Source organism: Mycobacterium sp. E3247 (assembly GCF_001667785.1).
Taxonomy (GTDB): domain Bacteria; phylum Actinomycetota; class Actinomycetes; order Mycobacteriales; family Mycobacteriaceae; genus Mycobacterium.
Genome location: NZ_LZJG01000213.1, coordinates 15,883 through 40,243 on the forward strand (window position 1 = coordinate 15,883; position 24,361 = coordinate 40,243).

At 62.6% G+C, this 24,361-nt stretch carries 21 protein-coding genes and 1 pseudogene; 7 read left to right on the forward strand and 15 right to left on the reverse strand.

All coding sequences use genetic code 11. The features are described 5' to 3' along the window. Positions 1-28 precede the first annotated feature (28 nt). From A9X04_RS11640 to A9X04_RS11650, 3 genes are all read right to left on the reverse strand, one after another. Positions 29-793: a FadR/GntR family transcriptional regulator gene (locus A9X04_RS11640; protein WP_067920439.1), complete on the reverse strand. Its 765-nt coding sequence runs from the start codon at positions 791-793 to the stop codon at positions 29-31. Positions 794-886: 93 nt separating this feature from the next. Beyond that, entirely contained in the window at positions 887-1,486 is a 600-nt protein-coding gene (locus A9X04_RS11645; protein ID WP_067920440.1) for a TetR/AcrR family transcriptional regulator, read from the reverse strand. Between the two features lie 13 nt (positions 1,487-1,499). Further along, positions 1,500-2,699: an amidohydrolase family protein gene (locus tag A9X04_RS11650; RefSeq protein ID WP_067920442.1), complete on the reverse strand. Its 1,200-nt coding sequence runs from the start codon at positions 2,697-2,699 to the stop codon at positions 1,500-1,502. Positions 2,700-2,924: 225 nt separating this feature from the next. On the opposite strand from A9X04_RS11650, the gene A9X04_RS11655 reads away from it, so the two are divergent. Continuing rightward, positions 2,925-3,758 (forward strand): mycofactocin-coupled SDR family oxidoreductase, encoded by an 834-nt coding sequence (locus A9X04_RS11655; protein WP_067920503.1) that lies wholly within the window; start codon positions 2,925-2,927, stop codon positions 3,756-3,758. A gap of 66 nt (positions 3,759-3,824) precedes the next feature. On the opposite strand, the gene A9X04_RS11660 is transcribed toward A9X04_RS11655, so the two are convergent. Further along, entirely contained in the window at positions 3,825-4,403 is a 579-nt protein-coding gene (locus A9X04_RS11660) for a TetR/AcrR family transcriptional regulator (RefSeq protein WP_255396486.1), read from the reverse strand. Positions 4,404-4,481: 78 nt separating this feature from the next. On the opposite strand from A9X04_RS11660, the gene A9X04_RS11665 reads away from it, so the two are divergent. Beyond that, on the forward strand, positions 4,482-5,621 hold the full coding sequence (locus tag A9X04_RS11665; RefSeq protein ID WP_067920444.1) for an acyl-CoA dehydrogenase family protein: 1,140 nt from the start codon (positions 4,482-4,484) through the stop codon (positions 5,619-5,621). 19 nt (positions 5,622-5,640) lie between these two features. Continuing rightward, the gene (locus A9X04_RS11670; protein ID WP_067920446.1) at positions 5,641-6,420 is read left to right on the forward strand and encodes an enoyl-CoA hydratase/isomerase family protein; all 780 of its coding nucleotides are present in this window, start codon (positions 5,641-5,643) and stop codon (positions 6,418-6,420) included. Between the two features lie 369 nt (positions 6,421-6,789). On the opposite strand, the gene A9X04_RS11675 is transcribed toward A9X04_RS11670, so the two are convergent. Next, complete coding sequence (locus tag A9X04_RS11675; protein WP_082962356.1) at positions 6,790-8,046, reverse strand: LLM class flavin-dependent oxidoreductase; 1,257 nt, start codon at positions 8,044-8,046, stop codon at positions 6,790-6,792. Positions 8,047-8,066: 20 nt separating this feature from the next. Here A9X04_RS11675 and A9X04_RS11680 point away from each other — a divergent pair, with 20 nt between their 5' ends. Together A9X04_RS11680 and A9X04_RS32280 are read left to right on the forward strand one after the other, a co-directional pair. Next, positions 8,067-8,750: a TetR/AcrR family transcriptional regulator gene (locus A9X04_RS11680; RefSeq protein ID WP_067920450.1), complete on the forward strand. Its 684-nt coding sequence runs from the start codon at positions 8,067-8,069 to the stop codon at positions 8,748-8,750. Between the two features lie 1,004 nt (positions 8,751-9,754). Next, a pseudogene (locus A9X04_RS32280) lies at positions 9,755-9,913 on the forward strand (dehydratase); the annotation flags it as partial. A 35-nt stretch (positions 9,914-9,948) separates the two neighbouring features. Here A9X04_RS32280 and A9X04_RS29660 read toward each other — a convergent pair. From A9X04_RS29660 to A9X04_RS11710, 7 genes are all read right to left on the reverse strand, one after another. Next, entirely contained in the window at positions 9,949-10,245 is a 297-nt protein-coding gene (locus tag A9X04_RS29660; RefSeq protein ID WP_082962357.1) for an SDR family oxidoreductase, read from the reverse strand. 334 nt (positions 10,246-10,579) lie between these two features. Further along, a complete protein-coding gene (locus A9X04_RS11685; RefSeq protein WP_082962358.1) occupies positions 10,580-11,794 on the reverse strand; it encodes an LLM class flavin-dependent oxidoreductase in 1,215 nt (404 codons plus the stop codon). Positions 11,795-12,181: 387 nt separating this feature from the next. Next, positions 12,182-13,003, reverse strand: a complete 822-nt coding sequence (locus A9X04_RS29665; RefSeq protein WP_068052682.1) for an enoyl-CoA hydratase/isomerase family protein — start codon at positions 13,001-13,003, stop codon at positions 12,182-12,184. Between the two features lie 65 nt (positions 13,004-13,068). Then, on the reverse strand, positions 13,069-13,353 hold the full coding sequence (locus A9X04_RS11695; protein WP_067920457.1) for a cytochrome C oxidase subunit IV family protein: 285 nt from the start codon (positions 13,351-13,353) through the stop codon (positions 13,069-13,071). Between the two features lie 3 nt (positions 13,354-13,356). Then, the gene (locus tag A9X04_RS11700) at positions 13,357-13,968 is read right to left on the reverse strand and encodes a cytochrome c oxidase subunit 3 (protein WP_067920459.1); all 612 of its coding nucleotides are present in this window, start codon (positions 13,966-13,968) and stop codon (positions 13,357-13,359) included. 1 nt (position 13,969) lies between these two features. After that, a complete protein-coding gene (locus tag A9X04_RS11705; protein WP_156764325.1) occupies positions 13,970-14,734 on the reverse strand; it encodes a hypothetical protein in 765 nt (254 codons plus the stop codon). 135 nt (positions 14,735-14,869) lie between these two features. Continuing rightward, positions 14,870-16,018: an ABC transporter substrate-binding protein gene (locus A9X04_RS11710; RefSeq protein ID WP_197509139.1), complete on the reverse strand. Its 1,149-nt coding sequence runs from the start codon at positions 16,016-16,018 to the stop codon at positions 14,870-14,872. Between the two features lie 572 nt (positions 16,019-16,590). On the opposite strand from A9X04_RS11710, the gene A9X04_RS11715 reads away from it, so the two are divergent. Continuing rightward, complete coding sequence (locus tag A9X04_RS11715; protein ID WP_231984190.1) at positions 16,591-18,699, forward strand: molybdopterin-dependent oxidoreductase; 2,109 nt, start codon at positions 16,591-16,593, stop codon at positions 18,697-18,699. Between the two features lie 24 nt (positions 18,700-18,723). Here the strand turns inward: A9X04_RS11715 and A9X04_RS30905 are convergent, their stop codons facing one another. The 3 genes from A9X04_RS30905 to A9X04_RS11730 are packed head-to-tail and all read right to left on the reverse strand — an operon-like array spanning position 18,724 to position 22,845. After that, positions 18,724-19,521, reverse strand: coding sequence for an SDR family NAD(P)-dependent oxidoreductase (locus A9X04_RS30905; RefSeq protein ID WP_197509140.1), 798 nt, complete (start codon positions 19,519-19,521; stop codon positions 18,724-18,726). Continuing rightward, positions 19,518-20,453: a hypothetical protein gene (locus A9X04_RS30910; protein ID WP_197509141.1), complete on the reverse strand. Its 936-nt coding sequence runs from the start codon at positions 20,451-20,453 to the stop codon at positions 19,518-19,520. Before A9X04_RS30910 ends, A9X04_RS30905 begins: the two co-directional genes overlap by 4 nt. A 37-nt stretch (positions 20,454-20,490) precedes the next feature. After that, on the reverse strand, positions 20,491-22,845 hold the full coding sequence (locus A9X04_RS11730) for a CoA transferase (RefSeq protein WP_067920468.1): 2,355 nt from the start codon (positions 22,843-22,845) through the stop codon (positions 20,491-20,493). A 194-nt stretch (positions 22,846-23,039) separates the two neighbouring features. Here A9X04_RS11730 and A9X04_RS11735 point away from each other — a divergent pair, with 194 nt between their 5' ends. Then, positions 23,040-24,311, forward strand: a complete 1,272-nt coding sequence (locus tag A9X04_RS11735) for an amidohydrolase family protein (RefSeq protein WP_231984191.1) — start codon at positions 23,040-23,042, stop codon at positions 24,309-24,311. Positions 24,312-24,361: the final 50 nt, after the last annotated feature.

Below are 24,361 nucleotides of genomic sequence, written 5' to 3' on the forward strand. Positions count from 1 at the left end.
CTCGAGCACCTGCCGGTCTGATGGGGGCTCATTCGAGCAGGTCGACGACTGAACCCGCGACCCCGGAGCTGCGCAACCGGGCGCTGGTCGCAAGAATATGCTTGCGCCACAGCGCTTCCGCCCCGGCCGCGTCCTTATCCGCGATGAGTTCGACGACCTTCGTGTGAGTGCGGGTGGCCGCCGCCGCACTGGCGGCCGACGAAGGACTCGAACCGCCGTTGTCATCGACGTAGCTCTGCGTCGCGAGCTCGATGATGTGGCGGATCACATCGCTGAGGACCGCGAGCGTCTGATTTCCCGCCATGTCGATGACCAACCGGTGGAACTCGTTCTGCAGTTCGAGCAGGTGCCCGGGGTCCACGTTCACGTCGCGCTCGGCGGTCACCGCTTCGCGCAGGCGTTTCAAGTCGTCGGCGCTCCGATTGCGCGCGAGCATCGCAACACAGGGTCCCTCGATGGCCGCGGCTGCGGTGAACACGTCCGCGGTCGTCGCCTGGCGGTACTCCAGCAGCAGTCCGGCGTAGTGAGCGGCCTTCTGCACGCGCGGCACGCTTACCTCGATGCCGCCGCGCGAGCCTCGTTTGACGACGACGAGCGACTCGGATTCGAGCACCCTGATCGCCTCGCGTAGCGTGGGCCTTGAAACGCCGAACTGGTTGAGCAAATCTGCTTCACTAGGCAGCACGTCCCCCTCGGTGAGCTCGCCGCGGATGATTCTCCGGCGCAGCTGGCGTGCGATGACGTCCGCAGCGCGTCCGACGGGCTCGCCATCGCCCTTTACCTTCACCGGCATCGCTCTACTTTAAACACCCGGCTCTTGATCGATGGGTAGGCAGGGCGGCTCTGAGCAGCGCGCCCCTCCGGTCCATCGCCTCAGTGGCGGGCTTCAGCCGCGTACCGCCGTCAATCCCTCCCACAGCGCGTCGATGATTTCCCGCTGGGCGGCCGGCGACGGCGGTTGCCGGCCCGGGGCCCGGATAGTCCGCATGTACATGACGCCGATCAGCGCATCTGCCGCCCATCGGACGTCCGCATCGGGCGGTAAAAGCCGCTCCCGTACGGCGCTTTCCAACAGACCCACGAGCCGCTTACCCGCCTTGGCGATCACCTTGTCCTGGAATGCGGCGTAGAGCTCCGGGTGCCGCGGAGCGTCCGCGATCAGGCGCAGCTGAATAGACAGCATCTCCGGTGCCATGACCCTACCCAGGTGCGCGACGATGGCGTCGAGCTCGGCTCGCACGCCGGCCTCCGGTCGCGGCCGCGGCCACTCGATGAGCCGCTCCAGCGTGTCGAGAATCAACGCATCCCGATTCGGCCACCGCAGCAGCAGGCTCGGGCGGGCGACTCCCGAACGGCGCGCGACGCCGCGCATGCTGAACCCCTCGAACCCGCGCGCGGCCAGTTCCTGCTTGGCCGCGGCGTAAACACGGTTTTCCGTCGACGGATCGCGGGGCCGCCCCGGAGCCGATACCGGGTGGACGTCCATGTCAGGCTCCTGGCTATTTCAGCAAGGCCAGCCCGTTGTCGCGCAAGAATTCCCGGCGACGCGTCTCGTCGAGACCCTCGACCTTTAGATACATCTCGGCCGGCTCGCGCAGCCCCTCGGCGTGCGGCCAGTCGGACCCCATGACAAGGGCCTCGGTTCCGCCGAGCGCCTCGACGAGCTTGACCGTGTCGTCCTCGGGGTAGGGCACGACGTTGACGTGTCGCTTGAAGATCTCGCTGGGCCGTTCGGTGAGTGGCCCTCCGAGCCACGGGCCCAGCCGCGCCATGCCGCGACTCTTGTCCATGTGGCTGATGAAGTGAGGAATCCACGCTGCACCGTGCTCGCTGACCAGAACCCGAATGTCGGGGAACCGCCCGAAGAGGTTGTCGAAGATCAGCGCTGACAGGGTGTCGGTGATCGGCCGCTCACCGTAGGTGTTCTGCCACTGCCAGGCGGAGAACTGGAACGGCGGCCCCATCTTCCAGCCCCACTGCGAAGCGACGTGCTCCTGATAATGATTCTCCGAAATGTGATAGCAAATCACCGCTTTCGCTTCGTTGATGCGAGCCCAGAAGGGGTCGAAGTACGGGTCACCGGGACTACGGCCGTACGCCGGTCCGGTGCACAGGTAGATGAAACGCGCTCCGGCATCGAGGACCCGATCGAGCTCGGCGACCGCGCGGTCGAGGTCGCGCAGCGAGTTCAGCGCCGGCGCATAGATGGTGTCTTTGTAGTTGAATCCCCAGTCCTCGTCGATCCACTTGTTGAACGACTCGAAGTTGTCATACAGCGGATCGATGCCGTCGAGGAAGGGCTCCGCCAGCAGCGCCCAGCCGCCCGGATACATGATGGACCGCTCGATCTGTTGCTCAGCGAGCTGTTTGATCCGCGCGTCTCTGTCGAGGTACTCGATCTGGACCGGCTCGAAGAACCGTTCGGCGTCGGCGGCGTTACCCGACGCTCGCTGCTTGAGCATCTCGACCAGCGAGCCCGGAACGTAGGCCTTGTCCGGGTCGGTCTCGAACGCCGTAACAATGCGCTCGTTGGCGAGAAGCGCCTTGCCGCCGGTCGGGGTATCGATCAGATGCACCGCGGTGTCGAGCTTCTCCTTGGGCATGAATCTGGTGAAGCAGTCCTTGGCCTCGTAGGAGTGCTGATCGAAGTCGACCAGCTTGTAGGGCAGTGGACCGACGGTGTCCTGTATCAGGGCCATCTCTCGTCTCCATCCTTGGGGTGTAGCTCAATAATATACCGCATTGGCACTTAATCACGCCAGATCGAACTTCGGTGCCCGAACCGTTTGATTCAGAGTCGTAGCACTTGCCAGTAGTTGACAAGTGTGTCGAAACCCACATAGCGTGACCAAGGCGGCCTGAACTACGGCGATCGGCGGCGCAGCTCACGCAGAGCTCATTACAACGAAGTGAGGGACAAAACCATGGGCAAGTTGGACGGCCGCGTTGCATTCATCACCGGCGCGGGTCGGGGCCAGGGCCGAGCTCATGCGGTGCGACTGGCCGAAGAGGGCGCTGACATCATCGCCGTCGATATCTGCGCCGACCTTCCCACGGTGCCGTATCCACTGGCCTCGATCGACGATCTCGAGCACACCGCGAAGCTCGTGGACGAGGCCGGGACACGCGCCGTCACCAAAGTTGCCGACGTGCGGGACATCACCGCTCTGCGCACTGCCTTCAACGAAGGTGTCGCCGAACTCGGTGGGCGCATCGACATCGTGGTGGCCAACGCGGGAATCATGCACTTCGGCGACATGGATGAGAACCACGAGAACGACGACGCGTCGTGGGAACTCGCGGTCGCCGTCCTGCTCGGGGGGGTGCGCAACACCATCAAGGTGGCCAGGCAGCCCTTGATCGACGGCGGGCGCGGCGGTTCGATCATCATCACCAGCTCGGCTGCCGGACTCAAGGGCATGTCCGACGGAAACGGTGGCCCGGATGGCTACGTGGCGTCCAAGCACGCCGTTGTCGGGCTTATGCGCACCTATGCCAACCTCCTTGCCCCGCACAACATTCGGGTGAATACGATCCATCCGACCGGCGTGATGACTCCGATGATCATGAATGACTCGTTCGTCGCGTGGGTGGCGACCCATCCGGAGATCGCCGACCGGATGACCAACCCGATGCCGGTGCCCGCACTCGACCCCAGGGACGTCAGCCATACCGTGGCCTTCCTCGCCTCCGACGAGGCGAAGTACATCACCGGCGTGACGCTGCCTGTCGACGCCGGCTTCAACGCCCGGTTGTAAATCACTGAACTGCAACCGATATGGCGGGGACTTCGCCGTACCCGCCATGCCTCGGTGGCCGCAACATCAAGCCTGCAAACCAGCAGTTAGGATGGCCGCAAGTTCGCGGTAAGCACTCGCATCGTCGAGACCCAGCTCGCGGCGAACCGCACCCCGCTGTATCCGGACCATCATCGTGGCGGCCATGTCGGCGGCGAACACCGCATGTACCGGTCGGAACTCGCCGGCCGCGACACCTTCGCCGACCAGTTCCGACACGCGTCGCGTCGCGATGCGCATGTTTCTGGCGTATACCTCCCGAGCCGCGGCGTGGGAGTTGACGTCCGCCATGAATGCGTCTGAGGCGACATCCAGCGCGGCGCCCACGGCGGACAGGTAGGCGGTGATCCGGTCGCGAGCGCCCGTCGCGGCGGCGACCTCGCGTTCGACGTCCTCGGTGGCTCGACGGAAGAAGTGGACGACCACGGATCGGATCAGCTGCTCGCGACTGTCGACCAGCTTGTACAGCGTCGACTTCGAGCAGCCGCAGTGCGTTGCGACGTCGTCGAGGGTGAGGTCAATGAAACCGCGAGTCAAGAACATCTCCACGACGGCGTCGAATAGTTCGGCGTGGCGGTCGACGTTCGAAGGAGGCCTGCCGGTCACCACCGAATGATACTGCGAAACAGACTATAGTACGGTTTTGCGTATCGCCCCGCCGAACGATGGACGAGAGGAGCTCGTATGCCCGTCGACCGGCTGTTGCCCACCGACGAAGCCGCCGAACTGATCGCGCTCGCCCGTGACGTCGCCGACAAGGTGTTGGAGCCGATCGTCGACGAGCACGAGAAGAACGAGACGTATCCCGAGGGTGTCTTCGCACAATTGGGCGCGGCGGGCCTCCTGAGTCTGCCGCAGCCCGAGGAATGGGGTGGCGGCGGCCAGCCGTTCGAGGTCTACCTTCAGGTGCTCGAGGAACTCGCCGCGCGCTGGGCCGCCGTCGCGGTCGCAGTCAGCGTGCACAGCCTGTCGTCGCACCCACTGCTGACCTTCGGCACCGACGAGCAGAAGCAGCGCTGGCTCCCGGAGATGCTGTCGGGCAACCAGATCGGCGCCTACAGCTTGAGCGAGCCGCAGGCCGGTTCCGACCCGGCCGCACTGCGGTGCGCCGCGAAGGCGGACGGTGACGGATACATCCTGAACGGGTCTAAGTCGTGGATCACACACGGTGGTGTCGCGGACTTCTACACGCTGTTCGCACGCACGGGTGAAGGTTCAAAGGGCATCTCGTGTTTCCTGGTGCCAAGCGAGCTGGACGGACTGAGCTTCGGCAGACCCGAGGAGAAGATGGGTCTGCACGCCGTGCCCACCACATCGGCGTTCTACGACAACGCCCGCATCGACGGCGATCGGCGCATCGGCGCAGAGGGCCAGGGCCTGCACATCGCTTTCAGCGCGCTGGATGGCGGGCGGCTCGGCATCGCCGCAGTCGCCGTCGGCCTGGCGCAGGCCGCACTCGACGAGGCCACCCGATACGCCAACGAACGAACGGCCTTCGGCCGCAGGATCATCGACCACCAGGGGCTCGGTTTCCTACTCGCCGACATGAGCGCCGCGGTGGTCAGCGCCCGCGCCACATATCTCGATGCTGCACGCCGACGCGACCGCGGCAGGCCGTACGGCGCACAGGCTAGCGTTGCCAAGCTCGTCGCCACAGATGCCGCGATGAAGGTGACGACGGACGCCGTGCAGGTATTCGGCGGCGCCGGCTATACCCGCGACTACCGCGTGGAGCGCTATATGCGTGAGGCCAAGATCACGCAGATCTTCGAGGGCACCAACCAAATTCAGCGGCTCGTTATCGCGCGCGGGCTAGCCGACTGAGCGGGGAGGGCAGTACACCATGGACGAGTACACGACGATCACCGCCGACGTATCCGGACCCATCGCGCAGATCGCGCTAAATCGCCCGTCAGCGGCGAACACCATGAACCTCACCATGACCGAGGAACTGGCGGATGTCGCGGCTCGCTGCGCCTTCGCCGGCGTCAAGGCTGTTCTGCTGACAGGTACCGGCCGATTTTTCTGCGCGGGAGGCGATCTCGGGGACTTCTCGACAGCGCCCGATCCGGGACCGCACATCAAGAGGGTCGCGGATGCGCTGCACCGCGCGATGTCGACGTTCGCACGGATGGACGCGATCGTCATCACCGCTGTCAACGGTGTAGCCGCCGGCGCGGGAATGTCACTGGCAGCCAGCGGCGATCTCGTCGTGGCCGCCCGGTCGGCTTCGTTCACCATGGCCTATACCAGGGTGGGGTTGAGTCCGGATGGGAGCGCGTCCTTCGTTCTGCCGCGCCTCATCGGGTTGCGTCGCACGCAGGAGTTGATGCTGACGAACCGCACGCTGAGCGCAGATGAGGCACTGCAATGGAATCTGGTCAATGAGGTGGTCGATGACGATCGACTCGAGGCGCGGGCGACCGAACTTGCCGCGACGATCGCAGGCGGCTCAGCGGGCGCTCAGTCGTCGGTGAAGAAGCTGCTGCTCGCCACATGGGGTAGCGGGCTCGAGGAACAGATGGAGGCCGAGGGCCAGTTGATAGCGCGGAACGCCGCCAGCGCGGACGGCATCGAAGGCGTCGACGCGTTCGCGGCGAAGCGCGCCGCGCGATTCGCCTGACAGACAAGAATCCCTGGCGGTGGTGGACGAACGGCGACGTACTTCGCGCAGCGGGTGGGTCGTAGTCATTTCGCCACCCGGCCGTCGGCGTGTTGTCAACCCGTCTACTGCAGAGTGCGACTGTCCGACCGGTCCTGGCTTCAGCTGATCATCGACCAAATGTTGCACCGGTGAGGATCTGCAAACGCTGGACACCATTCGCGGCACCGGCCCGGCGGGAGGCACAGGTCGGCCCTGAGCCGACGAAAGCCAGCCTCCACACATCCCGTGGTGCAGACGATCGGCCTGAGCCGACGGATCGAGGACGGTTTCGAGGCCCTTCACGAGGCTCGTGTCATGAAGGTGTTCGTCGATCCGACGCAGTTAATGTCACACCAACGATGCGAAACCTGGTGCATCCGCATCGACTTCGACGCCCTTGATCATGCCCACCAACCGATTGATGGCACGCCCGGAGGATTCCGCGTACTCGATACCGCACAGCGCGTTGAAGTTGCAGATCATCACATCGGTGACGAAGCCGGAATCTAGATACGGGGACAAGCGCTTCATCACCTGTTCGGGAGTGCCGACGAAATTGACCTTGTCGACGGCCTCCTTGGGCACCTTGTTGCACGAATCGAGGACATAGTCGCGGTCGTACCACGGACACATGGCGTCACGGGAGAAGATCCAATCGTAACCCCACGGATGCTGGAGGCCCCACTTCTTGAAGGTCGCGGTAGTTGGCGTGTACGCCAGGGTATTCCACCTGATGAACGGATGGTCGCGCAGCTTGTCACAGGTCGCCTCATCGTCGTCGACCACGAGGAATACCAGCAGTGCGATCGCGTGTGAATCGGGGTCACGGCCCGCGCGCTCGGCATGATCGCGGACGATCTTGACCTTGTCGATGAACGATTGTGGGTCGTCCTCGGTGTGACCCGGCGCGGCGGTGATCCAGCCGTCCGCGACGGCACCGGCCAAGTACAGGTTGTCTGGACTCCCGCCGGCAACCCAGAACGGTGGTGGTTCAGCGCCGTAGGGACCCAGATCGAACTTGGCGCGCCGCATCTTCCATACCCGGCCGTCGTAATCGACCTCTTCGTTCGTATCCAGGAACGATCGCATGATGTGCGAGGCGTCCCACAGCTTGTCATTGGCCCCTTTTCGCGCGATACCGTAGGGCTTCATCTGCTTGTTCTCGCCGTTGGCGAGGACCATCGTGATTCGGCCCTGCGTCGCGTGATCGAGTGTCAACAGCGTCTGCGCCAACACGTTTGGCGCGCGTCGAACGACGTCGACGGGACCATAGAAGAACTTGATTTTCGAGGTCTTGGCGGCGGCGGCAGTGATCAGCGTGCCCGGCTCGTAGAAGGCGTCGAAGGACGGAATGTACTCGGCAGCCGTGGTGATGTCGGGCGTCCACAGACAAATCGGATGGCTGAAGCACATCTGATCGCCATAGATCACCCAGTCCATCCCCGCGGCCTCCGCCTGCACGGCGCTCTCGATACACCGATCGAAGGGCGGATACATCGCTCCATAGGCTCCCACGCGCATGGTTGACCTCTCTCCGACAATATTTACGTACTGTGTACACAAATATAGATCGGTTGGGTACGCCCTGTCTGCAGTTCGCGGCATTCGCCAGGTAGATTGAGCCGATGACGTCAAGAGCCGACGACTCGCCCGCGACCGCGGCTGAGGCTCCGCGGCGGCGCGGCCGACCGACTCGCCGCAGCGGCGTCGCTGACCTCAGCCACGCTGAGATCATCCAGGCATCACTCGAATGCGTTCGCAGTGACGGACTGAAGGCGCTGACGATACGCAAAGTCGCTACCCTGCTTCAGGTTTCACCGATGGCGCTCTACCAGCATTTCCCAGACAAGAGGCGGTTGAACGAGGCGGTCGTCGACGCTGCGCTCAGCGAAGTTCGACAACAACCCCGCGGGGACGAGCCGTGGACCGATTGGCTGGTGTCCCAAGCGCTCGAGTCGATGCGGGTGTTCCAGGTCTATCCCGGCACGGCCGCGCACATCTTGGACCACGGGATCTTCGGTTACGGGCACCAATCCATGCGCATTGCCGACCAGATCTTTGCCGTGCTCCTCGAAGCCGGGTTCGATCAGCGCAGCGCGTTAAAGATCTACACGACCTGCCTCTGCTTCGTCGCCGGTCTGATCCACACCAATGTCGAACTGCCCGTTGGGATCTCGGCGAGGGAATTTCCGGCTATAGGCGCACTGACGCGGCAAGCCGTCAAAGGCTTGGACGCAGAACACATCGCTGAGTACGGCTTGCGATGCCTCCTGACCGGCGTGGCCGCCGCCTCTATCGAGAGTACTTGAGTGACCTAACGTTCCGTCAAGCTCGCCGTCATCACCGTCGTCACCGTCGTCACCCACTCACCCGAGGTCATTGCCCCAATGTGGGACGGTCGCCGCGAACCCTATCAGGTCGCAGCCGCACGCGCACTTGGATGGCGTAGATGTGCGCGAATAGTTCTGTTGTCGCCGTTGATGTTTCCCGCAATTAGGGCGACCATCAACGAGTAGACATCGATGCTCGACGTACAGGAACGACCAACCCAGACGCCAGCCAAGTTGCCAACACGCCTGCGCCGCCCCCAAGCATCGCGGGCAGAAACTGCGAACGCGGCAACGCCCCGAATGGGAGTGCCGGATCAAGCTGGTACGAAACCGCTTGAAGCTGAGCGCCCTCGTGTCGTAGGACTGCAGCGTCATCGACTGTATCGCGACGGCTGATACCCCGTAGTCGCCTGCAGGGCATTCAACTCGTCGGTGCCGATCCACCTGATCCATGCCGGCATCGATACCCGCTAGGTTAGTGGCTCGATCCGCACATTCAGACGTACACCATGTTGTCGGGCCTGCCCGGGCTTGATTATGTCGGCGAAGTTCGGATCGAGCCTTGCAACGAGGGCTCATCGATCACTTGGGGCGCAAGCTTCGCGCCGCGAATCCCGGGCACGGGCAATCTCATCCGCCTCGCGATGAGTATGGCCATCGGCCACACGGCAAGCGCACTTACCCGAGAAGCAGATCGCCGGGACAGCACGTCGCAATGAGCCGTCAAAGGTGTCGGGCGACCAGTCGGACGCGACATTCGTGTGTAGCGAGGTAGCGACCGGCCCAGGTCACCGAAAACCGTAGACCGAGGCGTAATACCCCATACCGCATACGATCACCGTGGATACAGACCGGCTTATCTCCATCGACCGCTAGCAGGCAAGCCAGGCTGTGAGCTCACGGGACAAGGCCGCCATCGTCGGGGATTTGCAAAGATTGCAGAGTTCGCAAAGGCGATTGGCAGCGCTCATCCGGACCACTTCATCGCTGCGGACTCAGTATCGCCGGCAACGTTTTTAAAGGCATCTGCACACTGGGCGCCTGAATCCGCCGACGTCTTACGCGCCGTGCCGTTAGATCTGATGACCGCAGTGCACGCAGGCCAGGAGTTTGTCTTTCACTGCGAACCACCTTGCGCGGGAACAGAACTGACAGGACCGATGCGACTCGAGACGGTTCAAGTCAACACATCTACGGCGGGCCCACGCCCCGCAACGGCCTCGGCGAGCCTGCGTCGTTCAGCAGGATCGGTCAGGTCGGCGGCAATCACCTCGACGCGAATACCTGTGGGGGCAAGTTCATCGGCCAACTCACGCAATCTCGCCTCGCGATGAGCGATCAAGGTGACGCCGAAGCCGCGCCGCGCGAGCGTGCGGGCGATTTCCGCGCCGATACCCGACGATGCCCCGGTGACAAGACATGTTCCGGCGGCGGCGGTGGCAACATAATGGGGCGCAAATGTACGCACATACATTAATCGGCTGGCTGGCCAAACGCGATATTGCCGTTAAGGAAGCCTTCCCGGTCGGGAAATACTGATCGATCGACGAGTTCGACGAGCAGCCTGTCCCGAGTCGCCGTGGTAGGCGAAGCCGAACAGCACAGCGTCGACAATCGCGCCGGCAACGCATGGAAGACCGTACTTTTCGAGCTCCGCCGATTCTGCGATAATGTCGTCCGCCAGTATCCCAAGTGATGTATGGGCCGTGATCCATCGCCCCACATCGTGCCCGGCACCGCTGCAGCCGGTGCCCGACAGAATCGTCGTACCTGGAAACTCAGGGATTCAGCCACTTTGGGATTCGACGTCAGCTTGGCACAACCGCATTGGCCAAGCCGACGTAGCCGATGCCTGCTGGCGGCCCATCTGATCGCCTGCCGCGCAACGCAGCAACCAACCGACCCATATTTGCCGCTGAATCCATTGCCAGGCTGAGATCGCCCGCCGGAGCGTGATCGAGCAGGATCAGCTCGTCGATACCCGCTTCAACGTAGGCCTTGAGCCGGTCGGCGGCTTCCTCCGCGGTCCCACTCACATGCGCGACATCCTTGACCGCTTGCGGCGATACCTTGCGCGCCTCGGTGTACCACTCGGCTTTCGTCATCCGTTCAGGAACCAGGTGGCGCGCGTAGCCATAGTCGGGGCCAGCTGGATGTGTGAAACCATGCTGATCCCAGTCGCTTCCGCGAGCGCAGCCGTAGATGTATGCGTTCCATCGCATGTAGTCGGTCGCAGATACCCGGTCGATGATCTCGGGATCGTCGTGCATCAGCACCATGGCAACCGCAGTGAAACCCAGCATCTCCGGATCGCGTCCGTGACGCTCGGCGGCTTCGCGAACCTTCGCAATGTCATCGGCAACCTGTTCCGGGCCGCCCTGACAGAAGGAGGGGATTACCGTCATCATTCCGTCATAGCATTCACCGATGATGTCGATATTGTCGGACGACGAACCGCAGGCGGCGTAGATACGCGCTGTATTCTCACCGTATTGAGGAAGGTCGATTATTCCGCCCTTCATCGAGTAGTTTTCGCCGTTGTAGTGAATGGGTTCGCCAGGCCTATCAAGAATTGCGCGGATAATGCGCGACGCGTCATGGAACTTTGCCGTAGCACCGACACGTGAGTGCCCATACTGAAGGGCATTCTTGGCCTCGGAAACGCCAAGCGCGACTGTCGCCCGGCCGGCGGAGAGATGGTCGAGTGTGAGAATCTGTTGCGCCAGTCGAGTCGGGGAATTGCGGAGGGTATCGATGGCCGCGATCGTCAGTCTGATCTTCTCTGTCTGGGCTGCAACAACGCCAGCCAGCATCAGCGCGTCGAAGAAACCGTGCTGGTGCTTCCACATCTTGGCGATCTCGAGTTCATAGAACGCGTCGCTGGGAACATTTCCCGAGATCTGGTCGGTGAACGCGACGACATCCAAGCCGAGTTGTTCACACGCGATCGCCTGATTCACCGAATCGCGAACAGGCGCAAAACTACCCCCATAGACGCCTACCTTAACGGCTTTCCCAGTCACAGACGACTCCTAAACAGTTGAGATTCCGTCCCCACCCGTGGCGGGCAGGTTTTCAGATCGCACATCAGCTTGCACCGTTGCGCCTGACACGCTGTGATCGGCGATCACGGAGCGCATATGTATTGTTTCCACAAACCTTTACAGCGCCAAGGTTGAATTTGCGTACGCCGCAATGACCGGTTATCTCGGATGGTGGCATGCCGCTGACAACACTGCAGCACTTGCCGATTCGATTCACTGGCGATCTCATGATGGGACGGTCAGCGAGATCCGGTGCTGCGCGGTTAATCCTCTGCCTTGTTTCGACCTTCGACGCCGAGATCGCGGAAGCCTCCATGTCAGTACTCTGGGCGGCGAGCAAGACGTCGACATGCCAGTAGCGACAACTCATTGTTGCGTGGACTGGCGAGCTTTTCGCCGTGCTATCGAAGCCCGCAACTCGGGCCGGTAGTTCGAAAGAACCTGAGCATCTGTTTCGCGTCGCACTGTAGACGTCAGATTGCCACTCTCCAGGCCGGTGAGTAAGAGTTCCTTGGTCGCTGCCAACGCCTCGGCACTGTGGTTACACAACTCGATGGCAGCCCGCAACGTCGCGTCGTCGACGTCCTCGTCGGGCCACACCTCAGCTGCCAGGCCCGCGGCCAGTGCGCCCGCGGCGTCCAGGTTGTGTCCACGCAACATCAGATCGGCGGCGCGGTTCATACCGACGACTCGAGGCAAGAGAAAGCTAATGCCCATCTCAGCCGCGAGCACGCCTAGGCGGGTCTGCGGGAGGCTGAATACTGCGGATTCTCCGGCAAATACGATGTCTGCGCCCAACGCCAATGCAAATCCTCCGCCGATGGCGGGTCCGCGAACCGCTGCGACTACAACGGCGCGGCATGCACGCAACCTCAACGGTATGTCGGCGAGCCTGTTCATCTGATCGACCAGAGCTGCTGCCCCGCCACGGCTTTCGGGATCGCCATCGTAATCGTTCATGTCGAAGCCCGAGCAAAATGCAGGTCCAAGCGACCGAATGAGTACGACTCGATGAGCGCAGTCAGACGCGAGAAGATCGAGGGCGCCGTGGATACTTTCGATCGCAGAGTCGTCCAACGCATTGAGCCGGCGCGGACGGTTCAGGGATATTCGCAAGACGCCGTCGTTGGGGACATCGACGTCAACCCCGTCATCGGTGGAAGCATCCTCGGAGGCGTCGAGCGTCAACCGCTCTCCTTACTGTTGGTGATATGGCATGACTCACCGATTCATGACACGCCAGCGGTCACGGCTCAGGTGACGAGCCACGCAAAGCTGATCAGCACCGCCGCCACCCCGACCCCCCACGATTCATATAGCAGCCTTAAACCGATTGGCGCAGACCTCAACTCCATAAAATCGAGGAGCACCCACCGCACCTTGACGAAGGCGAGCACGATGACCTGTGTCCAGATCAGCGCTTGTCCCTCGCTCAGCACCGTGCCGCCATGGCCGACCGTGAGCCAAAAGGCCACTAGTGTGACGACAAGCAGCAACGCGAACGACACGGTTGCTCGTTGGCGCACAAGTTCCTTCATGATTCAGCCCCTCAGGTAGAACAGCGCGAACAAGACGATCCACAGGAGATCCACCATGTGCCAGTAAATTCCACAGGTCTCGATGACCCCGAAGCTCTTGGAGTTTGGACCCGCGCCCGGGGTCAACCTACGTATCCTCCGTCGCATGTAGACGAGCACGCCGATGCCCACCGAGGCGTGCAGCAAGTGAACAAACGTCATGACGAAGAAGAACATGAAGAAGTCGTTGGTGCGGGGAGTGATTCCCTGCGACAACTTGGTCCCGTACTCGATGAGCTTCAGAACCGCAAAAGACACGCCCAATGCCAGACCGCCCCTGGCCAGTTTGTCGGCCAACTCGAGCGCGGTCTTACGCGCCGCACTGATCGCCAACACCACCAGCCACGAACTGGTCAGCAGGATCACGGTGTAGGCGAGGCCGAACGCCGGTATCACTTTGGCCTGAGCGGCGTGGAAGGTTTGATAGTTATCAGCGCGATACCAGCCATAGATTCCGAACATCTCGGCAAAGATGAGCATGTCCAGGATCACGAAGACCCAGATCCCGGGTTCACCCGGAACACGCCGCAGTCCCCTACGACCCTTGACGCTGACGCCGGAAGTTGTTGCGCTCATGTCAGATCCCCGCGGCCGACGTGATGCGAACCGATTCGACTTCGACCTCATTGCTCCGCAGCGGGTCGGCGGACGATGCGCCGGCGAGGGCCTCCTGTGCCCGTGGGAGCCGCCGCACCTGCATGATGGCCAGCACCAGCACCCAGACGAAGAACGATGCGCCGGGCACCCAGAACGTCACCAAGCCGTTGTAGCTGAACGGGCCCCTGTAGTAGAAGACCGATAGCGCTGAGAACACTTCGAGTGCGGATGCCCACAGTGAGAAGTAGCCGGTCCAGCGTGGGAACATCGTCTGCTTGTTCGTGTCACTGAGGATGGCGAACCCGGTGACCAGCTGCCACAACATGAATGGCGGCCAGGGAATCAGGAACAAGAACCACATGAGATCGAAGAGCAACTGGGTGGTGTCCGGCGCAAGTGTGCCGACCCGAAAAGCCATCGCCGATCCGACGACGCCAAACAGCATGCCGATCAACGCGCCTGAAAAACCCGCCAGGATGAGAACGCCGGCGGCCAGCGGTGATGAATTCGCGTATTTGCGAATTTGATAGGCCAGCGTCAGCGACCATGTGAGTAAGAACGTCAGGCCACCGACGAGGACCAGCAGCATACCGATCAAGATCTGATATTTGATGTCCGATAGGTGCGCCGCCAGTTCGCTGGGTTTCGTCGAGGGCGACCAAACAGGTAGCAAACCCGAAGCGCCGAAGCCTCCGCCGCAGATGATCACCCAGGCTATACCCGACCAAGCGCCAAGCCATTCCAATCGCCTGTCATAACTGTCCGGATCTAGCCGCCTACTCGAAGTCATTTCCAGCCCCTCGCTTCGTCGGGAGTGCTGCGAGGTGTCGCGGCCACCGCGGCGCATGCAGGGCGCCAATGTGAGCAAGAAAAGGGTCTGTCAATCCGCGGCGAGCACATTTTTTCCACTTACGACCGTGCGCATGGTGATGTAGTCGCCCTTATAACCGCGATGGTCGTAGTGACCGAAGGAGATGTGGTTGCCGGGGCCGCCGACGGCGGCGTCCAACCTCCGGATTTTCTCCAAGCTTTGGCGCAAGCCGTACCGCGAATGCGGCTTCGCCGTTGCCAATCCATGGGCCACCACGTTGCCCATGTCGTATCCCTGCGCGGTGTAGCAGTGCACCGGCCGTCGCCCAAACCGCTTCTCGAAACGGTCAAGCATGGACGTGAATGTGATGTTCCGTTCGTCGAACTGATCGACGCCGACCCAACCTTCGAAGTTGTCGATCAACCCGGTGTACTGAGAAAGTCCGTCAATGGTGCCCATGAAGATCGACATGGTGATGCGTGCAGCGGCGTAGCCTTCGGCAGCAAGCTTCTGAGAAGCGCCGAGCACCGAGAACGCATTGGCACCGAATCCCACGTACATGTAGGCCTCGACAGCGGAGTTACGCATCATAGTCACTGCGGCCGCGGCGGTGTCGGCGTCGATGAACGACCCGACGCGCACGTCTGCCACAAATGATGCGTCCCGCTCGTGAGCGCGCTTCTTCATATACGTCGTGTATTCGTCGCCGAGAAGGTTGTCCTCGCGGATGACACCGAGCTTGCGCGCACCGGCTACGTCGACCGCGTGGTCCACCATCAGAATCGCCTCGTCACAGAAGGTCCCGTTGGGAGTCAGGAATGTCCACGGACCTGCGAGTTCCAGGCCGCCGCACATCGCGATGAACGGGATCCCGACCTCTTCCACGTAGGGATTGATGACAGGCACATTCTCCGACGTGTGGGGGCCGATGATGGCGATCGGTGCGAACTCCCGCACCGTGCGCTCGACCGCGTCCAAGATCGTCGTCGCCCGCGCGTAGGGCAAACCCTCGACCTCGACGACCTTCAGCTCCACCGGGCGGTCGAGTAACCCGCTCTGATGCGCCTCGTCGAAGGCGAGTTGAGTGGCGTCGTATTGATCGTAGAGCGGCTGCAGACCGACTCCCCAGTCCTGGATGATCGCCACGCGGTGCGGTTCTCGGGTGCCCGAGTTGACCTTCGGCAAGCTGCGCGAAATTCCGTCTGGATAGTCGACCACGTGCCACTCCATCGTTCACGGGCGGTGTCAGCTGACCGTAGAAATCATCGACGCACTTGTCAAGTGTGTGCTGTCGGTCATCCCGCCAGTCGATGTAAGACGCTGCGGCGATCGATGTGGCAAATAGAATGATGGAATCGACCTGCTTGTCGAGTACCGTGCCGGCTGCGCTCCGCGAGCGACACCTCCGAAGGTGGACACACACGTCGGCAGAGCCCGATCGATAGTTCGAGTTGGTGCTCACAGGGCCGTGTACCCGCGGTTCGACCTCGCATCGAGATGACGCTCGAGGCTGAGCGCGCAGAATGAATTGAGGGTGGGCCGTCGTCCCCACCAAGACTCATAGAGTCATATTGTTGCACTGATTCTGGGTAGTCAGGTGGTCAGCGATCCCCTAAAGTCGACGCAGATGCATCTCAGCAATCGGCCACGGAGGAACGGAGTGTGTGACGCGAATGAACGCAGAGCAATGCGCCGCCCGATGAGCGGCGAAGCAGTGATCGTCACAGGCGGCGGATCTGGAATCGGCGTGGCGGCGCTGCCGCCCGTGATCGCGAAGCTTCGTTCGGCGCGTGGCTGAAGTGGCCACCGAATCCGAGAGGGCCATCGTCAGGTCGACCTTCTGCCGGATCTGCGAATCCCGCTGCGGGATCGATGTGCAGGTGCGAGACGGGCGAATCACTCGCATCGGACCGGACAAGGCGAATCCCTATTCGTGGCAGGACTTCTGCTCCAAGGGCCGTTCCGCGGGCGAGGTGGTGTATCACCCCCGCCGCCTGAAGTGGCCCATGCGCCGGGTCGACGGCGGCTATCGCCGCGCCAGCTGGGCGGAGGCAACCGAGGATATCGCTAGGCGGCTGAAGGCGATTCGCGATCGGTTCGGCCCCGACTCGATCGCCGCGTACCTGGGAAATCCCGTCGGTTTCAACGGCGCCAATGTTGCATGGTTCGCCAGCTTCGTCCGTGCGCTGGGTACCAACAACATGTTCTCCGTGTCGTCGGTCGATCAGAACAACCTCGAACGGGTGTGCTACGAGATGTACGGCCGGTGGCTCATACCTCTCGTTCCAGACGTCGACGAGTGCGACTACTTCCTTCTGGTTGGCATGAACCCAGCCGTTTCCACGTTCGGCTGGATTCACAACGTGCCGAACGGATGGCGACGAGTGCTGACGCGGCAGGCCGACGGAGCAACGGTCGTGATCGTGGATCCCAATCGCACACCAAGCGCCGAACAGGCCAGTCGACATATTTCGGTGTGGCCGGGCCAAGATTGGGCATTGCTGCTAGCCATGCTTGCCGTCATCGTCCGCAACAGACTGGCGCGCTTCCCCGACCAACCCGCGATGACTGGCCTCGGCGAACTCGATCGCCTCGTCCACGAAGTAGATCTCACCGACCTCGCCATGCGTTGCCGAGTTCCCGCCGACGTCATCGAATCCACTGCGCGCGGTTTCGCCTCAGCACGCACGGCGATGTGTGTCGCCCACACTGGCGTAGCACACAACGGCGAAGGTGTGCTGGCCGAGTGGCTCAGTCACGTACTCAACGCCATCACCGGTCGCCTCGACACGGTGGGCGGACGGCGGTTCGAGCCGGGCTACACATCGATCAAGGACTCCTTCGGCACCAGCCCGCCTAAGCCGAGCAGGGTGCGCTCCCTACCCGCCGTCGCGGGTGCCCGCTCGCTTGCCGAACTCGCGGATGAGATCCTCACACCAGGCGATGGACAGATCAAAGCGTTGATCTGCAACAGCGGCAATCCAGTGATCAGCGGGCCACACGGCAACCGCCTCGAGGGTGCACTTGCCCAACTGGATCTGCTGGTGGCTATCGACTTAGTTCAGCGGGAAAGCCACGGTCACGCCGACTGGTTGCTACCGGCCGCGCACTTCCTCGAGCGGGAAGACTTTCTGCCGATCTACTCCTCGTTCGAGGACCAACCGTTCGCTCAGCTCGCCCAGGCAGTCGTGCAACCCCCTGACGATGCTCGCGAGGAGTGGATGTTCTTCCGCGACCTGGCGTTGGTCCTCGAGCTGCCGATGTTCGGCCCGGCGACGGCCTCCATGACACCACGGGTGATGTGGAAGAAGCTCGTCGACGACGGCGGCAAGCTCTCGTGGTCCGATGTCGAGGGCAGCCCACACGGAGTGGTGTACGGCGACAAGGAATACGGTCGGCTCACCGAGGCCGTCGCCACGTCCGACGGAGCCGTGCATCTGGCTCCAGAACCGTTCCTCCAGCGGGTACGCGCGGTCCTGGACGCCGCACCGGCGTCACCGTCACCGGACTGGCCGCTGCTGCTATCCAATCAACGCTGGAAGTCGGCGATGAACTCGTGGCTGAACGACACCCCGACCGCACTGAAGCGGCAGTCGGCGAACACCGTCTACCTCAACACCGATGATGCTGCGCCACTCGGGATTTCAAGCGGCGATGTCGTGAGGGTGTCCTCCCGCACCGCAACGTTGGAGTGCACTGCCGAAGTGAGTTCCGCACCGCGTCAAGGGGTGGTGATCCTCGGCCACGGCTGGGGGTCGCGGGTTTTCGACGCGCACGGTGCCGAGCCGCCAGTCGCCTACGGCGTCAATCGCAACTCTTTGGTAGCAGATGCCGACGTCGACCCGCTTTCGGGGACTCCCGCCTTCGGCATCGTCGAAGTCAGGGTAGTCAAGGTTTGACGACGTGGGAGCGACCTACGTCGCCTAGGCCAGGAAGCCCGCCATCACCGTGGTTGTCGACCACTGGCCCGCCGTCATCGCACCGTCAACGGTGAGGACGTGGCCGTTGACGAAAGCCGCACCGTCACTGCACAGATAGGACACCGCGGCGGCGATATCCCGTTCACTGGCCAACCTGCCTGCCGGGATGATCTTGCCAATGTCGGCGAGCAGACCGGGCGGGAGCAACTCATAGGTCTTTCCCATGTCGGTGATCCCGGATCCAATGCTGTTGACCCGCACACCGCTGGAGGCCAATTCCATGGCCGCCGTGCGCGAGATCATGTCCAGCGCGGCCTTACTCGCACCGTACGTAGCCAGAAATGGCGCGGGTTGACTGCCACCGATGCTGCTCATATTGATGATGACGCCGAAGCCACGCTCGCTCATGCCGGGTGCAAACGCGCTGATGAGTCTTACTGCAGCAAATACGTTGACGTCGAAAATCGTTTTCCACGAATCGATGTCAGCCATTGCGACTGGAGAATACTGCTCTTCGGCAGCCGCGTTATTGATCAATATGTCCACCCGACCCACCTCCGCGGCCAACCGTGCCACGTCGGAATCACTGGACACATCGGCGGCAATAGCTTTGGATCGTCCCCGCGCTGCATCGATCTCGTCGGCCACCGCAGTTAGCGCGTCCATGCCACGGCCGACCAGGATCACCGCCGCACCCTCGGATGCAAGCTGCAGGGCCGACGCTCGCCCGAGGCCCCGACCCGCCCCGGTCACCAGCGCAGTACGGCCCTCGTGAGGCAGCGCGGTCTGCGTGTTGGTCACGGCACGTAGACGCTGTCGTGCAGGAACAACGCGCGACCGACGCAGAGGATCAATGGCTGGGCGATGAAGATCGCGATGTTCATCGTGATGATCCACACCGCCAGCCTGGCGGATTCCCGTTGCCATCCCGGCGTCAACGTATGGACCTTGAACAGCTTTTCGTTCGGATAGTTTCCATCGGAATCTTCGCGCAGGGTGAGCGAGATGAAGACGGCGAACAGCATGAACGGGATCGCCGGCCAGACGAATGACAGTGTCCCATGCGCGGATTCCCACTTGGGTCCGACCGCCTCGACATAGGAATACCAGCCGGCAACAGTCATCAGCCGCTCGCCGAGGATATCGATTGCGTAAAACACCGCCATGGCCGATACCACCAGCAGGACCGTCGGGGATGCCTTCGGTACAGCACGCTGCAGGAGGGCGGACACTTTCGGTACCAGCTTGAGCAAGATGACGCATTCGACGGCGAAAAAGATTCCGTAGCCGAAAATGGCAATCACCGGCTTGGTGTAGGTCTGGTACCAGGTCGAGGTCCAACCAGTGAAGGTCCAGAATTCGCGGTTGTAGACCAGGTAAGACCCCCAGTCAGCCGGCCACTCGATCCAGAACATCGTGGTTCCCGCGAGGAACAGCATCGCCGGCATGGAGATCTTCTTGGCGCGGAACGTCTGGATCGCGAAGAGGATGAACATGGCCGTCCAGATCGCCTGGAATCCGTACCCCCACAACCACGGCAGATGCGGATTGTCGAGATGATCATGAGGATACGGCGGCGCGACCACCGTGGCACTGTTGTCAGTGAGCACCAGGGTGCCGACCACGATCGCGGCCAACACTGCCACGACCATCCAAGGCAACCAGGCGGCGGTACGCGACGGCGGTGATATGACGCTTCCGGACGACGTCTCAATTGGTGTGTCGATAGTCATTGACTGCCTTCCGTTCATACTTCATTAGCGAGTACTGTTACCAGACAAGGGCTTTGATGTCTGAGCGTCCGATGACGCCCGCCTCACGCAAGCGTCGGTAGTCCTCCTCGGTCACACCGACCTGCCCCAGCCATACCTCGTCGTCGTGCTCGCCGAGCATCGGCGCGGGGCCTACCTGCACCGCTCCGGGGATGGATGACCACCGCACGGGCATGCCGGCGTGGGTATTCACCCCGGTCTTGGGATGCTCCACCTGCTCGAAGAACCTACGGTGCTCGAGCTGTTCGAGCTCGGGCACCAGATGCCCGAGTACCACCTCGCCAACCGGAATACCGCGTGCCGTCATCGCCTCGATGACAGCGTCCACGGTGGCACTCGACGTCCACGCCGTGATAACGGCGTCAACCTCGTCGTGACGTGCCCGACGCTCAGCCTCGCCCCACATGGCCCACTCCGGCCGATCGAGGAGCACATACAGTGCTCGCCACTCATCGTCATCGGTAACGGACAGGCCCACCCAGCGTCTGTCCCCCAGCCCGACGCGGTCCGTCTCAGAGGTGGGGTAAATACCCTGCAGTGCAACGCTATTCGAACGGTTGCCGGACCGGACGCAGTCGACGCCGTAGGCGCTCTGCTCGATGACCACGTTGGCCGCGACGCTGAGCGCCGCCGAGATCATGGGCGCCTCGACCATAACGCCCTCACCAGCAGCCAGTGCGTGCTCGAGTGCCAGGATCAACGCCAGGGTGGCATGACTTCCCGCGATGGGATCGCAGGGCCCGTTGGGGATCTCCGGCGTGGAATCAGGCCATCCGGTGGACCACGCCATGCCGGAGGTCATCTCCATTGTCTGGGCGTAGCCGCCACGGTCGCGCCACGGCCCGTCCAGGCCGTACGCGGGCATCCGCACCATGACCGCGGTCGGGTTGATCCGGTGCACCTCGTCCCAGCCCAGGCCCCAGGACTCCATGACGTGCGGGCTGTAGTTCTCGATGACGACGTCACAGGTGCCGATCAAGCTCCGCGCCAGAGCGCGGCCTTCCTCGGTCCCCATGTCGACGGTGACCGACCGCTTGCCGGTGTTGGTTCCCGCGAAAATGCCTGAAAACTCTGGCCAGTCAGGATCACTCATCGGCTTGCACGTGTTGCTTCTGATCGCATCCGGGCGCCTGCCGCCCTCGACGTGGATCACCTCGGCACCCAACGTCGCAAGCAGATGTCCCACGATGGGACCGGCCCAATTGGCAGTGAAGTCAGCGACGCGGATTCCCGCAAAGGGCTTGTCCCGCTTGGGTCGCAGTTCTCCCGGGGTCCATCCGGGCAGGCCGTTTGAGCCAAGCTCGGGAGCCTTGCCACGCGGCCGTGCCGTCTGCCCGTGTATCCGCCAGGGCACGGCCGGCTGTAGGAAACCACCCGAGGCATTGGTCTCAAAGGACCGTCGCTCCACTAGGTGCTCCAGGTGAGGGATCGACTTTCCCGTACCGATGTTGGCTGCGGGCACCCGCAGCAAGTCGGCGAGTTCGAGGATCTCAGCCGTGGTGCGTTCGACGGACCACGCGTCGATGGCCTCCATCAGCTCGTGACGGCGAACGAACCGATTCGCCATGATGCCGAGCTCCGCGTCGTCCATCCAGTCGCTTCGGTCGATCAACGAGCAAAAGTCCAGCCACTGCTGGCCGGTGACCACCATGAATCCGACGTAGCCGTCCTTGGTGGGGTGGACGTCGGGCAGATTGCGGGCACGGATCGGGCGCATGGGGCGGCCGGCGATCGTGAACCACGACACCGGGTGCACGGTGGTGGTCAGGATCAGTGATTCGAGGATCGACACGTCGAGAAGTTCGGCTCCGCCGCCGAACAAGGCGGCCGCGGTATGCACGGCCGCGAACATTCCAGCCGTCCATTCCGGAAGCCGGCCACCGGCGATCAATGGGGGACGTTCTGGCGTACCGCGCTGTCCGGGGCCGCCCGACATCGCCTGCATCGTGAGATCGGTCGCCGGTCGATCCACCCATGGCCCGCTCAGCCCGAAGTTGGTGATCGCGGTGACGACAGCGCGAGGGTTGATCCCGCGAAGCGTGTCGGGCGGCAGGCTGCGGGCGATATCGGAGTGCGGTGACCACACGATCGCGTCAGCGGCTCGCAGGGTCTCGGTCAGCTCGGCCGGGTCGGTGACGATCGCTGACGACGAGCCAGCAGCCAGGAACTTGAACAACGCGCCATCAGAAATCGTGACGCCTGAATGAGACCACTTCCGCAGCGGATCGCCCGCGGGATCTTCCACCCGCAGCACCTGCGCTCCCCCGTCCGCCAGCAGTCGGCAGCAATACCCACCGGCAAGTTCGCCTGCGAGACTAACAACCTTGGCGCTGGCTACTGCCGGTGTCGTCACGTGCGTCGCGCCTCCTGGTTTGATGGCATGCAATGTCAATCACGCTGCACTCGTGGGAGGTTCACGTGGCACCCGTGACCAAGTGAGCGTTGCATTGACCACAAAGTCGACGGTATTGTCGAATCTAGCGCATTGTGACGCGCGCCTCAATAGGCGGCATCCAGATTCGGCCCGCCGCAGCTATCGGAGGAATGATGCTCAGATTGTTCAGCGTCGACGACCACATCGTCGAGCCAGCCGACGTGTGGACTAAGCGGCTGCCGAAGAAGTTCCAAGAGAAGGGCCCGCACGTTATCGAGGCCGATGGTCGCCAATTCTGGGTTTACGAGGACCAGCGTTCGGCCACCATGGGTCTCAATGCGGTGGCAGGTAAGGCCCCTGAGGACTGGGGTACCGATCCGGTTCGCTTCACCGATCTGATCCCGGGGTGCTACGACGCCGCCGCGCGAGCCGACGACTTCCGCGCCGACGGCATCGTGGGCAGCGTTCTATTCCCGTCACTCCCGGGATTCGGAGGCCGGGTGTTCTTCGAGATGAAGGACAAGGAGCTGGCCGACCTGTGCGTGCGGGCCTACAACGACTTCGTGATGGACGAATGGTGTGCCGCGGCCCCGGACATCTTCGTGCCCACCATCATCCTGCAACTTTGGGACCCAGAGCTCGCGGCCGCCGAGCTGCGCCGGTGCACAGAGCGCGGGGCTCGCGCAGTATCGTTCCCGGAGAACCCGGGCTACCTCAAGCTGCCCTCGTTGCATACCGACCACTGGGATCCGGTCTTCCACGCCTTCGAGGAGACCGGTGTGGTCTGCTCGATGCACCTGGGTTCCAGCGGCCACATCCCCATTCCCACGCCGGACTCGCACTTCAGTGTGGCGATCACCGCAGCGCCCGCGGTGGTGGGCATCGAGACGATCACCGACCTGTTGTTCGGGACGCTGCCCCGGCGTTTCCCCAACGCGCAGTTCGTGCTGACCGAGGGCGGTATCGGCTACATCCCCTACGTGCTCGAACGCGCCGACTTCGTCTGGGGCAAGCATCGTTTCTGGGCGCCGTTCGGGGATATCACTCCGTCGGAGATCTTCCATCGGCAGTTCGCTGTGTGCGCCGTCAACGAATCATTCGGGCTTAGTGAGGATTCCATCGATCGCATCGGCATCGACAACATCCTGTGGGAGTCGGACTACCCGCACTCGGAGACCACCTGGCCGTCCAGCCAGACCGAGGTCGCCAAGGCGTTGGGGCACCTCACACCGGAGCAGATCGACAAAATCACCCACAAGAACGCCGAGCGGGTCTTCAACTTCCCGGTGACCAAAGAAGCCAAAGCCGCTGGCATCCAGCATCGCCTCGATAATACCGAAGCCAACGGCGAGCGACCGCCGGCCATCAAGGCCTACGCCATTGACGCCACCCCCAACGGGGACCTTCCCGACGTCAGCAGTGTCGTCGCGGGAACTACCAAATAGGCTGCCAGTTGGGGCTGGCCAAGTGAGCTCGCGGGGCTTGCTATACCTCG

Excerpts from the sequence above, each read along its gene's own strand:
- A9X04_RS29660 (WP_082962357.1), bottom strand. The coding sequence starts at position 10,245 with ATGTATGTGCGTACATTTGCGCCCCATTATGTTGCCACCGCCGCCGCC.
- A9X04_RS11700 (WP_067920459.1), bottom strand. The coding sequence starts at position 13,968 with ATGAGCGCAACAACTTCCGGCGTCAGCGTCAAGGGTCGTAGGGGACTG.
- A9X04_RS30910 (WP_197509141.1), bottom strand. The coding sequence starts at position 20,453 with ATGACTATCGACACACCAATTGAGACGTCGTCCGGAAGCGTCATATCA.
- A9X04_RS11645 (WP_067920440.1), bottom strand. The coding sequence starts at position 1,486 with ATGGACGTCCACCCGGTATCGGCTCCGGGGCGGCCCCGCGATCCGTCG.
- A9X04_RS11640 (WP_067920439.1), bottom strand. The coding sequence starts at position 793 with ATGCCGGTGAAGGTAAAGGGCGATGGCGAGCCCGTCGGACGCGCTGCG.
- A9X04_RS11680 (WP_067920450.1), top strand. The coding sequence starts at position 8,067 with ATGACGTCAAGAGCCGACGACTCGCCCGCGACCGCGGCTGAGGCTCCG.
- A9X04_RS11650 (WP_067920442.1), bottom strand. The coding sequence starts at position 2,699 with ATGGCCCTGATACAGGACACCGTCGGTCCACTGCCCTACAAGCTGGTC.
- A9X04_RS11655 (WP_067920503.1), top strand. The coding sequence starts at position 2,925 with ATGGGCAAGTTGGACGGCCGCGTTGCATTCATCACCGGCGCGGGTCGG.
- A9X04_RS11695 (WP_067920457.1), bottom strand. The coding sequence starts at position 13,353 with ATGAAGGAACTTGTGCGCCAACGAGCAACCGTGTCGTTCGCGTTGCTG.
- A9X04_RS11670 (WP_067920446.1), top strand. The coding sequence starts at position 5,641 with ATGGACGAGTACACGACGATCACCGCCGACGTATCCGGACCCATCGCG.
- A9X04_RS11665 (WP_067920444.1), top strand. The coding sequence starts at position 4,482 with ATGCCCGTCGACCGGCTGTTGCCCACCGACGAAGCCGCCGAACTGATC.
- A9X04_RS11675 (WP_082962356.1), bottom strand. The coding sequence starts at position 8,046 with ATGCCGCGAACTGCAGACAGGGCGTACCCAACCGATCTATATTTGTGT.
- A9X04_RS11735 (WP_231984191.1), top strand. The coding sequence starts at position 23,040 with ATGCTCAGATTGTTCAGCGTCGACGACCACATCGTCGAGCCAGCCGAC.